Annotated in this window: 11 protein-coding genes; 3 read left to right on the forward strand and 8 right to left on the reverse strand. The window is 70.4% G+C overall.

Annotated features, from left to right (window positions below):
- Positions 1-98 precede the first annotated feature (98 nt).
- Complete coding sequence (gene pruA, locus ACGFZK_RS10725; protein WP_393848524.1) at positions 99-1,730, reverse strand: L-glutamate gamma-semialdehyde dehydrogenase; 1,632 nt, start codon at positions 1,728-1,730, stop codon at positions 99-101.
- Positions 1,731-1,761: 31 nt separating this feature from the next.
- Entirely contained in the window at positions 1,762-2,688 is a 927-nt protein-coding gene (locus ACGFZK_RS10730) for a proline dehydrogenase family protein (RefSeq protein ID WP_393848525.1), read from the reverse strand.
- A 160-nt stretch (positions 2,689-2,848) separates the two neighbouring features.
- Here ACGFZK_RS10730 and ACGFZK_RS10735 point away from each other — a divergent pair, with 160 nt between their 5' ends.
- Both ACGFZK_RS10735 and ACGFZK_RS10740 read left to right on the forward strand, forming a co-directional pair.
- Positions 2,849-4,018 (forward strand): PucR family transcriptional regulator, encoded by a 1,170-nt coding sequence (locus ACGFZK_RS10735; RefSeq protein ID WP_393848526.1) that lies wholly within the window; start codon positions 2,849-2,851, stop codon positions 4,016-4,018.
- Between the two features lie 178 nt (positions 4,019-4,196).
- Positions 4,197-5,933 (forward strand): BCCT family transporter, encoded by a 1,737-nt coding sequence (locus tag ACGFZK_RS10740; RefSeq protein ID WP_393848527.1) that lies wholly within the window; start codon positions 4,197-4,199, stop codon positions 5,931-5,933.
- Positions 5,934-6,000: 67 nt separating this feature from the next.
- Here ACGFZK_RS10740 and ACGFZK_RS10745 read toward each other — a convergent pair whose 3' ends face one another.
- On the reverse strand, positions 6,001-6,882 hold the full coding sequence (locus ACGFZK_RS10745) for a hypothetical protein (protein ID WP_393848528.1): 882 nt from the start codon (positions 6,880-6,882) through the stop codon (positions 6,001-6,003).
- A gap of 101 nt (positions 6,883-6,983) precedes the next feature.
- Complete coding sequence (locus ACGFZK_RS10750; protein WP_393848529.1) at positions 6,984-7,562, reverse strand: TetR/AcrR family transcriptional regulator; 579 nt, start codon at positions 7,560-7,562, stop codon at positions 6,984-6,986.
- A 90-nt stretch (positions 7,563-7,652) separates the two neighbouring features.
- Between ACGFZK_RS10750 and ACGFZK_RS10755 the strand changes: the two genes are divergently transcribed.
- Positions 7,653-9,209: an MFS transporter gene (locus ACGFZK_RS10755; protein ID WP_393848530.1), complete on the forward strand. Its 1,557-nt coding sequence runs from the start codon at positions 7,653-7,655 to the stop codon at positions 9,207-9,209.
- A gap of 89 nt (positions 9,210-9,298) precedes the next feature.
- Here ACGFZK_RS10755 and serA read toward each other — a convergent pair whose 3' ends face one another.
- The 4 genes from serA to ACGFZK_RS10775 all read right to left on the reverse strand — a co-directional run bounded on the left by serA (position 9,299) and on the right by ACGFZK_RS10775 (position 14,776).
- Positions 9,299-10,888, reverse strand: a complete 1,590-nt coding sequence (gene serA, locus ACGFZK_RS10760; RefSeq protein ID WP_393848531.1) for a phosphoglycerate dehydrogenase — start codon at positions 10,886-10,888, stop codon at positions 9,299-9,301.
- A gap of 310 nt (positions 10,889-11,198) precedes the next feature.
- Positions 11,199-12,200: a ketol-acid reductoisomerase gene (gene ilvC, locus ACGFZK_RS10765; protein WP_327264593.1), complete on the reverse strand. Its 1,002-nt coding sequence runs from the start codon at positions 12,198-12,200 to the stop codon at positions 11,199-11,201.
- 133 nt (positions 12,201-12,333) lie between these two features.
- Positions 12,334-12,858 (reverse strand): acetolactate synthase small subunit, encoded by a 525-nt coding sequence (gene ilvN, locus ACGFZK_RS10770; protein ID WP_030010002.1) that lies wholly within the window; start codon positions 12,856-12,858, stop codon positions 12,334-12,336.
- Positions 12,859-12,889: 31 nt separating this feature from the next.
- On the reverse strand, positions 12,890-14,776 hold the full coding sequence (locus ACGFZK_RS10775) for an acetolactate synthase large subunit (RefSeq protein WP_393848532.1): 1,887 nt from the start codon (positions 14,774-14,776) through the stop codon (positions 12,890-12,892).
- Between the last annotated feature and the right edge of the window lie 73 nt (positions 14,777-14,849).

Genomic DNA, 14,849 nt, shown 5'->3' on the forward strand with positions numbered 1-14,849 from the left:
CGGCAGCCCTCCTGCGGACCGCCGCCCGGACCAATGGACACCGCCCCCGCTCCGGACTTGGGGTACCGGAGCGGGGGCGGGGGTTCGGCGGGGGCTGATCAGCCCATGTGGGGGTACGCGTAGTCGGTCGGCGCGACCAGCGTCTCCTTGATCGAGCGGGTGGAGGTCCAGCGCATCAGGTTCGACGCGGCGCCCGCCTTGTCGTTCGTACCCGAGGCGCGGCCACCGCCGAAGGGCTGCTGGCCGACGACGGCGCCGGTGGACTTGTCGTTGATGTAGAAGTTGCCCGCCGCGAAGCGGAGCTTCTCCATCGCGTCCGCGGCCGCGTACCGGTCGGCGGCGATGATCGAGCCGGTCAGGGCGTACGCCGAGACGGACTCCATCTGGGCCAGCATCGCGTCGAAGTTCGCGTCCTCGTAGACGTGCACGGCGAGGATCGGGCCGAAGTACTCGGTCGTGAAGACCTCGTTCTCCGGGTCGGTGCAGGCGATGACGGTCGGGCGGACGAAGTAGCCCTCCGAGTCGTCGTACGTGCCGCCGGCGATGATCTCGCAGGTCGGGTCGGCGATCGCACGGTCGATCGCGGCCTTGTTCTTGGCGAACGAGCGCTCGTCGATGACGGCACCGATGAAGTTGGTCAGGTCGCGGACGTCACCCATGGCGATGCCGTCGACCTCGGCCGCGAAGGCCTCCTTGAAGCCGTCGTTCCAGATCGAGGCCGGGACGTAGGCGCGCGAGGACGCCGAGCACTTCTGGCCCTGGAACTCGAAGGAACCGCGGGTCAGGGCGGTCTTCAGGACGGCGCGGTCCGCGGACGGGTGCGCGACGACGAAGTCCTTGCCACCGGTCTCGCCGACCAGGCGCGGGTAGGACTTGTACTTCTCGATGTTGTTGCCGACCGTCTTCCACAGGTACTGGAAGGTCTTGGTCGAGCCGGTGAAGTGGATGCCGGCCAGCTCGGGGTGGTTCAGCGCCACCTCCGACACCGCGATGCCGTCGCCCGTCACCAGGTTGATGACGCCCTTGGGCAGGCCGGCCTCCTCCAGGAGCTCCATGAGGAGGACCGCGGAGTGGGTCTGCGTCGGGGAGGGCTTCCACAGGACCACGTTGCCCATGAGGGCGGGGGCGGTCGGCAGGTTGCCCGCGATGGCCGTGAAGTTGAACGGCGTGATCGCGTAGACGAAGCCCTCGAGCGGGCGGTGGTCGCTGCGGTTCCACACGCCGGCGGAGTTCGCGACCGGCTGCTCGGCCAGGATCTGGCGGGCGAAGTGGACGTTGAAGCGCCAGAAGTCGACGAGCTCGCACGGGGTGTCGATCTCGGCCTGCTGCGCGGTCTTCGACTGGCCCAGCATGGTGGAGGCGGCGAGCTTCTCGCGCCACGGGCCGGACAGCAGCTCGGCGGCGCGCAGGATGATCGCGGCGCGGTCGTCGAAGGACATCGAGCGCCAGGCCGGGGCGGCGGCCAGGGCGGCGTCGATCGCCTCCTGCGCGTCGGCCTCGGTGGCGTTCGCGTAGGTGCCGAGCACGGACCTGTGGTCGTGCGGCTGGACCACGTCGAAGCGCTCTCCGCCGCCCATCCGCTTGACGCCGTTGATCGTCATCGCAAGTTCGATCGGGTTCTCGGACAGCTGCTTGAGCTGCGTTTCGAGTCGCGTGCGCTCCGGGGTGCCGGGGGCGTACGAGTGGACCGGCTCGTTGACCGGAGCGGGGACCTGGGTCACAGCATCCATGGGGCTGGTAACTCCTTGACCTAGTTCTTGGCTAGTTCTTGGTGATCATCGAGCGGACGAAGAAGAGCAGGTTGGCCGGCTTCTCCGCGAGGCGGCGCATGAAGTAGCCGTACCAGTCGGTCCCGTACGCGGTGTAGACGCGCATCCGGTGCCCCTCGGCGGCCAGCCGCAGGTGCTCCTCACTGCGGATGCCGTACAGCATCTGGAACTCGTACTCGTCCAGTTTGCGCCCGGCCTTGCGGGCGAGCTCCTGGCCGATGGCGATGAGGCGCGGGTCGTGCGACCCGATCATCGGGTAGCCCTCGCCGTCCATCAGGGTCTTCAGGATCCGGACGTACGCCTTGTCGATCTCCGCCTTGTCCTGGTACGCGACCTCGGCGGGCTCCTTGTAGGCGCCCTTCACGATCCGGACGCGGCTGCCGGCGGCGGCCAGGCGGCGGGCATCCTCCTCCGTGCGGAAGAGGTACGCCTGGATCACGCAGCCGGTCTGCGGGAAGTCCCGGCGCAGCTCCTCGTGGATGGCGAACATCGAGTCGAGGGTGGTGTGGTCCTCGGCGTCGAGCGTGACGGTGGTCCCGATGGCGGCCGCGGCCTCGACGACGGGGCGGACGTTGGCGAGCGCCAGCTCGTGGCCGCCCTCCAGGGCCTGGCCGAACATCGACAGCTTGACGGACATCTCGGCCTTCTCGCCGAGACCGAGCTCCGCGAGGCGCTCGACGAGCTGGAGGTAGGCGTCCCGGGCGGCGTGGGACTGCTCCACCTCGGTGATGTCCTCGCCGACGACGTCGAGGGTGACCTCGAGGCCGCTGCGCGTGAGTTCCTCGACGATCGGGATGACCTGATCGACGGTCTCGCCGGGGATGAACCGGTTCACCACGGGCTTGGTCACCGGGGCGGCAGAGACGATACGACGCATCTTGTCGCTGCGCGAAGCGGCGAGGATCACGGGACCCAGCACGGGGGCACCTCCAGCGGGTGGCAGAAGAAAAGCGCAAGTGAAACCACCGTGAAACCTAAGGATCGCTTCGATCCTCTGCCATCGACAGCTGTCACGCATCCGTGTCCCGGATCTCATACATCTGTCTGAAGAGTCCGCGCCGAGGTGGGAGAATGTCCGCGTGAAGGGCGATTACCAGGACCTGGTGGACGAGATCTCCGCGCTGCTCGGCGCCCCGGCGACCCTGGAGAACCGCGACTTCCGTCTGATCGCCTTCGGCGCCCACGACAGCGATGACGATCTCGCGATGGACCCGGTCCGGACCCGCTCGATCCTGACGCGGCAGTCGACGGCGGCCGTCCGCTCCTGGTTCGAGGGCTTCGGCATCGCCCGCGCCACCGGGCCCGTCCGGATCCCGGCGGCGCCCGACGCGGGGGTGTTCCGGGCGCGGATCTGCCTGCCGGTGCGGTACCGGGGCATCGTGCAGGGCTACGTATGGCTCCTGGACCAGGAGCCCGGCACACCCGGGCCCGACCCGGCGGCGCTGGACGCGGCCATGGAGGTGGCCCAGCGGATCGGGGTGCTGCTCGCCGAGGAGGCGAAGGCGGGGGCCGACCTGTCGCGGGAGTTCCTGGCGGTGCTCACGGCCGGACGGGGCTGGCAGCAGGAGATGGCGGTGGCCGCGCTGCGGGTGGCCCTCGGCCCGGACGGGGACGGGCTGCACGCGGCGGCCTGCGTGGCGCCGTGGTCCGGGGAGGCTCCGGCATCGGTACCGGGCGCGGCGGCGGTGTGCGTCGTACCGCGCGCCGGGGGCGGCCTCGCGCTGGCGGTGCTGCTCCGGCTGCGCTCGACGGACGCGCTGGCTCCGGCCCTGGCGGCGGTGACCCGGCTGCTGCCGCGCGCGGCGGACCCGTCCGGCGCCGCCGCCGCTCCTCGGGTCGCGGGCGGCGTGGCCGATCCCGTACGGGGCCTCGCGGACCTGCCCGCCGCCTGGGAACAGGCCGTCGCCGCAGCCCGGGCGGCCGCCGCCCAGCCGCGGCTCGGCCCGGTCGCCCAGTGGTCGGCGATCGGCCCGTACCGGCTGCTGGCGGGCCTGGCCGCCGATCCGGTGGACGACCCGGCGGCCCGCACCCTGCTGACCCCGGCCCACCGCGAACTCGCCCGCACTGCCGAGGTCTTCCTGGACTGCGCCGGCCAGGCGAGCCGCGCGGCGGCGGCCCTGGGGATCCACCGCCAGACCCTCTACTACCGCCTCTCCCGGGTGGAGCAGCTCACCGGCCTCGACCTGGACGAGGGCGAGGACCGCCTGCTGCTCCACATGGCCCTCAAGGCCTCCCGTCTGACCCTGTGACCTGAGATCGGCCTGAGTCATGACCTGAGTGACCTGAGTGATCTGAGCCGTGATCTGAGCCGGACTGCGGCCCGGCCCCCGCCACCCCCGGCTGTCCGGCGGGTGAACCGCCGCGCGGGTGACCTGCGACCTTCATGGGTCGATATGAGCTTAAATCTGAAGTACATGACGTTCTGTCATGACCTGCCGTTCCCGTTCTCTGGTGAAGGGGGCTTCGTTGCCGGCCGATCAACGTTCCCGCACGGACAAGGTGGTCTTCGGGGTCACCGCGGGCCTGACCCTCGCCTTCGTGCTGTGGGGCGCCGTGGCAACGGATTCGCTGGAGAGCGTGTCGAGCAGCCTGCTCGAAGGGCTCATCCACAACGGTGGCTGGGCCTTCATGCTCGCCGCCAGCGCCTTCGTCGTCTTCGCCCTCTGGCTGGCGATCAGCCGCTACGGCCGGATCCGCCTCGGCCGCGAGGACGAACTCCCGGAGTTCCGTACCGTGTCCTGGGTCGCGATGATGTTCAGCGCCGGCATGGGCATCGGCCTCATGTTCTACGGCGTGAGCGAACCCCTGGCGCACTACGAGGTGCCCCCGCCCGGCACGCACCCGGTCGACTCCGCCGAGCGGATGCAGATCGCGATGGCCACCACGCTGTTCCACTGGACGCTCCATCCGTGGGCGATCTACGCGGTCGTGGGGCTCGCGATCGCCTACAGCACGTTCCGTCGCAACCGCCGCCAGACGATCAGTGCCGTGTTCGAACCGCTGATCGGCGCCCGGCACGCCCACGGTGCGGCCGGCCGGGTCATCGACATCGTGGCGATCTTCGCCACCCTCTTCGGCTCCGCGGCCTCGCTGGGCCTGGGGGCCCTCCAGATCGGCAGCGGGTTCCGTCAGCTGGGGTGGATGGACACGGTCAGCACCGCGCTCCTCGTCGGTGTCATCGCCGTGCTGACCATCGCCTTCGTCGCCTCCGCGGTCTCCGGCGTGGAACGGGGCATCCAGTGGCTGTCGAACATCAACATGGTGCTCGCCCTCGTGCTCGTCGTCTTCGTGTTCATCGCCGGGCCGACCATCATCGTGCTCGACCTCCTGCCCACGTCGCTGGGCGCCTACCTCGGCGACCTCCCCCAGCTCGTCGGCCGTACCGAGGCCACCGGCGCCGGCGAGGTCGCCGACTGGCTGGGCAGCTGGACGGTCTTCTACTGGGCCTGGTGGATCTCCTGGACCCCGTTCGTCGGCATGTTCATCGCCCGGATCAGCCGCGGCCGCACCATCCGGCAGTTCATCGGCGGCGTCATCCTCGTACCGAGCACGGTCAGCCTGCTGTGGTTCGCGGTCTTCGGCGGCACGGCCATGAAGCTCCGGGAGAGCGGGGACCTGGAGCGGGAGAGCACCCCGGAGGGACAGCTCTTCGGGCTGCTCCAGGAGTTCCCCATCGCCACCGCCATGAGCCTGCTGGTGATGATCCTCGTCGCCATCTTCTTCGTCTCCGGCGCCGACGCCGCCTCCATCGTGATGGGCACCCTCTCGCAGAAGGGCGTCCTCGAACCGTCCCGGCTGGTGGTCGTCTTCTGGGGCGTGGTCACCGGCGCCGTCGCGGCCATCATGCTGCTCATCGGCAACGGCAAGGGCGACGCGCTCGCCGGGCTGCAGAACCTGACGATCCTCGTGGCGGCGCCTTTCACCGCGGTCATGATCGGCATGTGCGTGGCCCTGATGCGCGACCTGCGCCGGGACCCGCTCATCATCCAGGGCGAACAGGGCGAGGAAGCCGTGGCCGTGGCCGTGGCCGCGGGCCACGAGGAGTACGGCGGCGCCTTCGAGATCCGCATCGGCCCGTCCGGCGAACCCGAAACGGACGCGGCACAGCCGCCCCCTTCGGGACCGGCCGCTCCCGGTGGACCTCGCTCGCCCGACGGACCGTAGGCGCGGCCGGCACCCCGCCGGGGGTGTCACGGCGGGGGGGGTGCCACGACGGGGCCTCGGGCGGGGGTCAGTCACCCCGGGTCTGCTCCAGCGCCCTGCCCGTCCCCGCGTCGACGATGATCCGGCCGCCCACCGGCCGGCTCAGCACGACCTGGACGGTCTGCACGTGCAGCATCGCGTCGCACACCGCCCCCGGTCCCCGCGTGCCGGGCAGGATCCGGCCGGCCAGTACCACCGTGCCGGCACCCTCCAGGACGTCCACGACCGCGCCGGCGTCACAACCTCCGTGACCCGCCGACACGCTGACCGTGGTCGCCTCCGGTGCGCCCTGGTGACCGAACAGCTCGGCCGCACTGCCGCCGGGGTCCTCCACGGGCACGATCGGCGGTGTCACGACCTCCTGCGGGCCGACGGCGATCCGGGCCAGCGGTGCGTCGTACCCGTCCACGGTAAACAGCCAGGCGGGCACCCGGGCCGGGCCGCGGCTGGTGTTGACGGTGGTCTCGCCGAAGCGGACGCCCGTGACCGGCAGCGCGTGGTCGCGGTTCGGGAGCCGGTCGATCTCCCCGTACGCCTGCGCCGCGGTCTGCAGCGGCAGGGTGAGCGTGCTGCCGTCGGGCCAGTGGATCGGGGTGACCGGTGGCGGCGCGTCGGGCAGCCCGGTGCGCAGCTCGAAGTTCCCCACCAGGTACGCGGCTTTGTCCTCGCCGGAGCGGAAACCGCCCGGCGGTTGCCAGTCCTGGGGGGCGAGGGGGCGGAAACCCTCCCGCCACCGCCTGACGGCCGCCGAGTCCTCCCAGGCGGCGGCCACCTGCTCCATGCGCGTACGGGTGTCCGGCCGGCCGGGGTTCGTGGCGCCCTCGTCCGGCCCTGGCGCACCGCACCCGGCGGTCAGGGCCACCACCACCAGGCCGCACAGCACCGCACCCGCCCCTGCACCCGTTCGCACTCCCCTTGCCGCTGGTCTCGTTCCCGCCACGGTGACTGCCCCTCGTTCAGGGCCGATTCGGGGGTGGGACGGGGCGCGCCCGGCGGAGGTTCCGGCTCCGGTCAGGCCCGGGGCCGGGTCATGGCCTCGGCGGCCCGCCGCATGCCCTCGGTGAACTCCTCCGCGGTGGCCGCCGACTCCGGGTCGAAGAGCCACTGGATCATCAGGCCGTTCAGCAACGCCTGGTAGAAGGTGCCGAGCGTACGTACGTCCCGGTCGTCGAGCTGGTCCTCCGGGGTGCCGGTGAGCATCGAGATCAGCCCGCGGCGCCCCTCGGCCTGTGAGGCCGCGAGCATGGACCTGAGCTCCGGCCGCTGGTCCCGGCCGAGCGCCACCTCCAGGCTGGCGGCCCAGATCGGGCCCGACTTCTCGTGCTGCGCCAACACGCCTTCCCACAGGGCGCGGAAGCGCTCCGGCGAACCGCCCTCGCCGTCGAGTCCGTCCTGGAAGACCGCGCCCCACTCCTCCATCAGACCGATGAAGGCCTGGGTGAGGAGGGCGTCCTTCGAGCCGTAGTGGTAGCCGATCGAGGCGAGGTTCGTCCCCGAGGCGCTGACGAGGTCGCGCGCGGTGGTGCGCACGAACCCCTTCTCGACCAGGCACTTCTTGGCGCCTTCGAGCAGATCTTCGCGATGTCCCATGACCCCCACGGTAGCAAGACAACCGTCCCAGACAACAGTTCTAGACACCCGTCATAGACAAGCGTTTAGGACGTGTGTACATTCCTGCTCATGCCAAACCCCGCCGCCACAGCGCGACTTGCCGGCCGCCGCGAATGGACCGCCTTCACCGTCCTCCTGCTGCCGCTGCTCCTGGTCTCGATGGACGTCTCCGTCCTCTACTTCGCCATCCCTGCCATCACCGACCAGCTGGACCCGAGTTCCACCCAGCAGCTCTGGATCTTCGACAGCTACGCCTTCGCCCTCTCCGGCCTGCTGATCACGATGGGCTCGCTCGGCGACCGGATCGGCCGCCGCAAGCTGCTGCTGATCGGCGCGACCGCCTTCGGCCTCGCCTCGATCGGCGCCGGATGCGCCACCACCGCCGAGATGCTCATCGCGGCCCGCGTCCTGCTCGGCATCGGCGGCGCGACCCTGATGCCCTCCACGCTGGCCCTCGTGCGGAACCTCTTCCAGGACGAAAGGCAGCGCGGCCGGGCCATCGCCATCTGGTCCGGGGCCATGACCGGCGGCATCGCCCTCGGCTCGGTGCTCAGCGGGGTGATGCTGAACCACTTCTACTGGGGCTCCGTCTTCCTCATCAACGTGCCCGCGATGCTGCTCCTGCTGCTCCTGGTCCCGGTCCTGGTGCCGGAGTTCAAGGACCCGGCCCCCGGCCGCTTCGACCTGCTGGGCGTCCCGCTCTCCATGGCCGCGGTGCTGCCGGTCGTCTACGGGCTCAAGGAGATCGCCGCAGAGGGCTTTGAACCCCTCTACCTGGGCTGCCTCGCCGTCGGTCTGGCCTTCGGATACGTCTTCGTCCGTCGCCAGCGCTCCCGTGACGACGCCATGGTGAGCCGGGCGCTGTTCCGGGGCCGCGGCTTCGGGGCGGGCATCGGCCTGAACACCATCGCCGCCTTCGCCATGATGGGCTCGGCCTACTTCACCACCCAGTACCTCCAGTCGGTGCTCGGCATGGGCACCCTGGAAGCCGCCCTGTGGAGTCTCGCCCCCTCGGTCGTCATCGGCGCTGCGGCGCCGGTCGGCGCGGCCCTGGTCCAGAAGACCGACCGGGCCCACGTCATCGCCGGCGGGTTCGTCCTCGCCGCGGCCGGATTCGCCCTGATCGGCCTGGTGGGCACCGACTCGCTGTGGCTGATCCTGGCCGGCGCCGGGGTACTGGCCTCGGGCATCGTCACCGTGATGTCCCTGGTCTCCGACATGGCGCTCGCCTCGGCCCCCGCCGAGAAGGCCGGTTCCGCCGCCTCCCTGCTGGAGACCGGCACGGAGTTCGGCGGCGCGCTCGGCATGGCGGTCCTCGGCAGCCTGGGCACCGCGGTCTACCGCGCCGATCTGGCCGGCGCCGAGCCCGCGGTACGGGAGACCCTGGGCGGGGCCGTCGCCACCGCCCACCACCTCGAAGGCCCGGCCGGCGAGCAGGTACTGGCCCTGGCGCGGGAGTCGTTCGTCCACGGAATGCACTACGCGGCCTGGGGCGGTACGGCGCTGCTGCTCGGGGCGGCCGTGCTCGCCGCGGCTCTGATGCGCGGGATCGAAGCCCCCGCCCCGCCCGCGGCGGAGCCCGCGAGGACTCCCGGGAACCGCGTCCACGAGGCGACGTACAACTGAACCGCCCGCTGCGGGGTGTGGCCGGCGGAACGCGGAAGGGCCCGGGGATGTCCCCCGGGCCCTTCCCTCGCTTCGCTACCCCGGCAGGGTCAGGCCAGGCTGACCGTGCGCGCCGAGACGGCGCCGATCTCGGTGGCGATGTCCGCGAGGACGTCCGCCGGTACGGCGGCGTCGACGGTGAGGACGGCGAGCGCCTCGCCGTGCTCCTCGGCCCGCGCGACCTGCATGCCCGCGATGTTCAGACCGCCCTCGCCGAGGACGCGGCCGACGGCGCCGACGACGCCGGGACGGTCGGTGTAGCGCAGGACGACCATGTGGTCGGCGAGCGCCAGGTCCACGTCGTACTCGCCGATGCCCACGATCTTCTGAAGGTGCTTCGGGCCCGCGAGCGTGCCGGAGACCGAGACCTCCTGACCGTCCGACAGGGTGCCGCGCACGGTCACCACGTTGCGGTGGTCCGGGGACTCCGAGCTGGTGGTCAGACGGACCTCGACGCCGCGCTCCTGCGCGAACAGCGGGGCGTTGACGTAGGAGACGGTCTCGTCGACGACGTCCTCGAAGACGCCCTTGAGGGCGGAGAGTTCCAGCACCTTGACGTCGTGCTGGGTGATCTCGCCGCAGACCTCGACGTCGAGGCGGACCGCGACCTCGCCGGCGAGGGCGGTGAAGATGCGGCCGAGCTTCTCGGCGAGCGGGAGGCCCGGTCGGACGTCCTCGGCGATGACGCCGCCCTGGACGTTGACCGCGTCCGGCACGAGCTCACCGGCGAGTGCGAGGCGCACCGACTTGGCGACCGACACGCCGGCCTTCTCCTGGGCCTCGTCCGTGGACGCGCCGAGGTGCGGGGTGCAGACGACCTGGTCGAGCTCGAAGAGCGGGGAGTCCGTGCAGGGCTCCTTCGCGTACACGTCGAGGCCGGCGCCGGCGACGCGGCCCTCCTTGATGGCCGTGTACAGCGCGGCCTCGTCCACGATCCCGCCGCGGGCGGCGTTGACGATCCGGACGGACGGCTTCACCTTGTGCAGGGCCTCGTCCCCGATGAGACCGACGGTCTCGGGGGTCTTGGGCAGGTGCACGGTGATGAAGTCGGCGACCTCCAGCAGCTCGTCCAGCGCCAGCATCTTGACGCCCATCTGGGCGGCGCGCGCGGGCTGTACGTAGGGGTCGTACGCGACGACCTTCATGCCGAAGGCCGACATGCGCTGCGCGACCAGGACGCCGATGCGGCCGAGGCCGACGACACCGAGGGTCTTCTCGCTGAGCTCGACACCCGTGTACTTGTTCCGCTTCCACTCGCCGTTCTTCAGGGCGGTGTTGGCCTGCGGGATGTTGCGGGCGGTGGCGACGAGCAGGCCGCAGGCGAGCTCGGCCGCGGTCACGATGTTCGAGGTCGGGGCGTTGACGACCATCACGCCGGCCTTGGTGGCGGCGGAGACGTCCACGTTGTCCAGACCGACACCGGCGCGTGCGACGACCCGCAGCTTCTTGGCGACGGCGATGGCCTCGGCGTCGACCTTGGTGGCGGAGCGGACGAGGATCGCGTCGGCGTCGACGATCGCGGGCAGCAGTTCGGCGCGGTCCGCGCCGTTGCAGTGCCGGATCTCGAAGTCCGGGCCCAGCGCCTCGACGGTGGCGGGCGACAGCTCTTCGGCGATGAGTACGACAGGTTTCGAGCTCACGTGGGTCCTCACAAGTCCAGTGCGGACGGCCGTCCCGACGGCCGCAGGCGGTGGAGGGGGTAGCCGCGTGGAAGACGCACGACACTGTGGGCCTGACGCGTATGTGTTGAGCAGTGTAGTGGCGCTGACGGGCCGGATTTCCGCCTGTACGGAAGGATCACCCATCCGTGGTTGGCCGGGGTGGACAACGCGCGGCCGCGAGGGCCGCAATCCCGGGGCCCCGACACCCCGGTACCCCGTCCGTCCGGGGACCTCCCGTGACGCGCGGCGTGGCCGGGACCTCGCGTGTCCCGGCCCCACCGTCACGAGATCAGCTCTCGTCGCTGTCGACCCAGCTCATCAGCTTGCGCAGCTTCTTGCCGGTGGTCTCGAGCAGGTGCGCCTCGTCGGCCTTCTTGTACTCGTTGTACTTCGGCAGACCGGCCTTGTACTCGGCCATCCAGGTGTTGGCGAACTCGCCGCTCTGGATCTCCGCGAGGACCTTCTTCATCTCGGCCTTGGTGGCGTCGGTGATGACGCGGGGGCCGGTGATGTAGTCGCCCCATTCGGCGGTCTCGGAGACCGACCAGCGCATCTTCTCCAGGCCGCCCTCGTACATGAGGTCCACGATGAGCTTCAGCTCGTGCAGGCACTCGAAGTACGCGATCTCCGGCTGGTAGCCGGCCTCGGTCAGGGTCTCGAAACCGGCCTTGACCAGGGCGGAGGCGCCACCGCAGAGGACGGCCTGCTCACCGAACAGGTCGGTCTCGGTCTCCTCGGTGAAGGTGGTCTTGATGACGCCGGCGCGGGTGCCGCCGATGCCGGCCGCGTACGAGAGCGCGAGCGCGAAGGCGGAGCCGGTGAAGTCCTGCTCGACGGCGGCGATGCACGGAACGCCGCGGCCCTCCTCGTACTGGCGGCGGACCAGGTGGCCCGGGCCCTTCGGGGCCACCAGGGCGACGTCCACGTTGGCCGGGGGCTTGATGAAGCCGTAGCGGACGTTGAAGCCGTGGCCGAAGAAGAGCGCGTCGCCCTCCTCGAGGTGCTCCTTGATGGACTCCTCGTAGATCTCGGCCTGCAGCGGGTCCGGGGTGAGGATCATGATGACGTTCGCCCAGGCGGCGGCCTCGGCCACGGGGACGACCTTCAGACCCTGCTCCTCGGCCTTGGCCTTGGACTTCGAGCCCTCCTTCAGACCGACGACGACGTCGACGCCGGAGTCACGGAGCGACAGCGCGTGGGCGTGGCCCTGGCTGCCGTAACCGATGACCGCGACCTTGCGGCCCTGGATGATGGACAGGTCGGCGTCGTTCTCGTAGAACAGCTCGGCCACTGGGATATCTCCTTGGTGCGCTGGTGTTGCTCCCACCGTACGGCGGGGAACGGAATCTGAGTTTCTCGGTCTCGCTATGCGAGCAGAGCGTGTCTGACCCGGCTCACGGGTCCGCCGGGCCGGGCCGGGCGGGTCAGGCGCTGCGGTCGAGCGCGCGCAGGCTGCGGTCCGTGATGGACCGGCCGCCACGCCCTATGGCGATCGTGCCGGACTGGACCAGCTCCTTGATGCCGAAGGGTTCCAGCATCTTGAGCATCGCGCCGAGCTTGTCGGAGCCGCCGGTGGCCTCGATGGTGACGGCCTCCGGGGAGACGTCGACGGTCTTGGCGCGGAACAGCTGGACGATCTCGACGATCTGCGACCGGGTCTCGTTGTCGGCGCGGACCTTCACCAGGACGAGCTCGCGCTCGATGGCGTTGTGGGACTCCAGCTCGACGATCTTGAGCACGTTGACCAGCTTGTTCAGCTGCTTGGTCACCTGCTCCAGCGGGAGGTCCTCGACGTTGACGACGATGGTGATGCGGGAGATGTCGGGGTGCTCGGTGACGCCGACCGCGAGGGAGTCGATGTTGAACCCGCGGCGGGAGAACAGCGCGGCGATCCGGGCGAGGATGCCGGGCGTGTTCTCGACCAGGACGGAGAGCGTGTGCTTGGACATGTGAGGCGTTCTCTCTCTCGGCTCTCTCGGCTCAGTCGTCTTCGTTGTCGCCGAAGTCGGGACGGACGCCCCGGGCTGCCATGACCTCGTCGTTGGAGGTGCCGGCGGCGACCATCGGCCACACCATGGCGTCCTCGTGGACGATGAAGTCGATCACGACGGGGCGGTCGTTGATCGCGTTGGCCTCGGCGATGACCTTGTCCAGGTCGGCCGGGTCCTCGCAGCGCAGCGCCACGCAGCCCATGGCCTCCGACAGCTTGACGAAGTCCGGGACGCGCGTGCCCTTGCGGGGCGCGACGGACTCGCCGAGCTGGGAGCCGACCGTGTCGTGGCCGGTCTCGTCGGCGTGCAGGACGGTGTTGGAGTACCGCTGGTTGTAGAACAGGGTCTGCCACTGGCGGACCATGCCCAGCGCACCGTTGTTGATGATCGCGACCTTGATCGGGATGTTGTTCAGGGCGCAGGTGACCAGTTCCTGATTGGTCATCTGGAAGCAGCCGTCACCGTCGATCGCCCAGACCGTGCGCTCGGGCATGCCGACCTTGGCGCCCATCGCGGCCGGGACCGCGTAGCCCATGGTTCCGGCACCGCCGGAGTTCAGCCAGGTGCGGGGCTCCTCGTACTTGACGAAGTGCGAGGCCCACATTTGGTGCTGGCCGACGCCGGCCGCGAAGATCGTGCTCTTCGGCGCGAGCGCGCCGATCCGCTCGATGACCTGCTGGGGCGAGAGGCTGCCGTCGGTGGGCAGGTCGTAGCCCAGCGGGTAGGTGTCGCGCCAGCGGCTGAGGTCGTTCCACCATGCGGTGTAGTCCCCGGCGTTGCCGTCGGTGTGCTCGGCCTGGACGGCCTGGATCAGGTCGGCGATGACCTCGCGGGCGTCACCGACGATCGGGACGTCGACCGCGCGGTTCTTGCCGATCTCGGCCGGGTCGATGTCCGCGTGGATGATCTTGGCGAAGGGGGCGAAGCTGTCGAGCTTGCCGGTGACGCGGTCGTCGAAGCGGGTGCCGAGGGCGATCAGCAGGTCCGACTTCTGCAGCGCGGTGACGCCGGTGACGCTGCCGTGCATGCCCGGCATGCCGACGTGCAGCGGGTGGCTGTCGGGGAAGGAGCCCAGCGCCATCAGGGTGGTGCAGACGGGGACGCCGGTCAGCTCGGCGAGGACCTTCAGCTCGGCGGTCGCGCCGGACTTCATGACGCCGCCGCCGACGTACAGGACCGGGCGCTTGGCCTGGCAGATGAGCTTGGCGGCCTCGCGGATCTGCTTGGCGTGCGGCTTGGTGACCGGCCGGTAACCGGGGAGGTCCTGGGTGGGCGGCCACGAGAAGGTGGTCTTCGCCTGCAGGGCGTCCTTGGCGATGTCGACCAGGACCGGGCCCGGGCGGCCGGTGGAGGCGATGTGGAAGGCCTCGGCGATCGTCCGCGGGATGTCCTCGGCCTTGGTGACCAGGAAGTTGTGCTTGGTGATCGGCATCGTGATGCCGACGATGTCCGCCTCCTGGAAGGCGTCGGTGCCGATCGCCTTGGAGGAGACCTGACCGGTGATCGCGACGAGCGGGACGGAGTCCATGTGCGCGTCGGCGATCGGAGTGACGAGGTTGGTGGCACCCGGGCCGGAGGTGGCCATACAGACGCCGACCTTGCCGGTGGCCTGCGCGTAGCCGGTGGCGGCGTGGCCGGCCCCCTGCTCGTGGCGGACCAGGATGTGACGGACCTTCTTCGAGTCCATCATCGGGTCGTACGCGGGGAGGATGGCGCCGCCCGGAATTCCGAAAACGGTGTCGCACCCCACCTCTTCGAGAGAGCGGATGAGGGACTGCGCACCCGTGACGTGCTCAACTGCGGCGGACTGCTGTCCGCCGGAACGGGGCCGCGGCTGCGGATGGTGGGCCCCGGTGGCCTGCTCGGTCATCGGCATTCTCTTCTCGAAGCTGAGGGTTTTACGCGGATTCGACTCTGTGCCAGTGCAACAAAAAACCCCTCGTGCCAGG

Source organism: Streptomyces sp. NPDC048257, from assembly GCF_043201855.1.
In the GTDB taxonomy this organism is placed as follows: Bacteria; Actinomycetota; Actinomycetes; order Streptomycetales; family Streptomycetaceae; genus Streptomyces.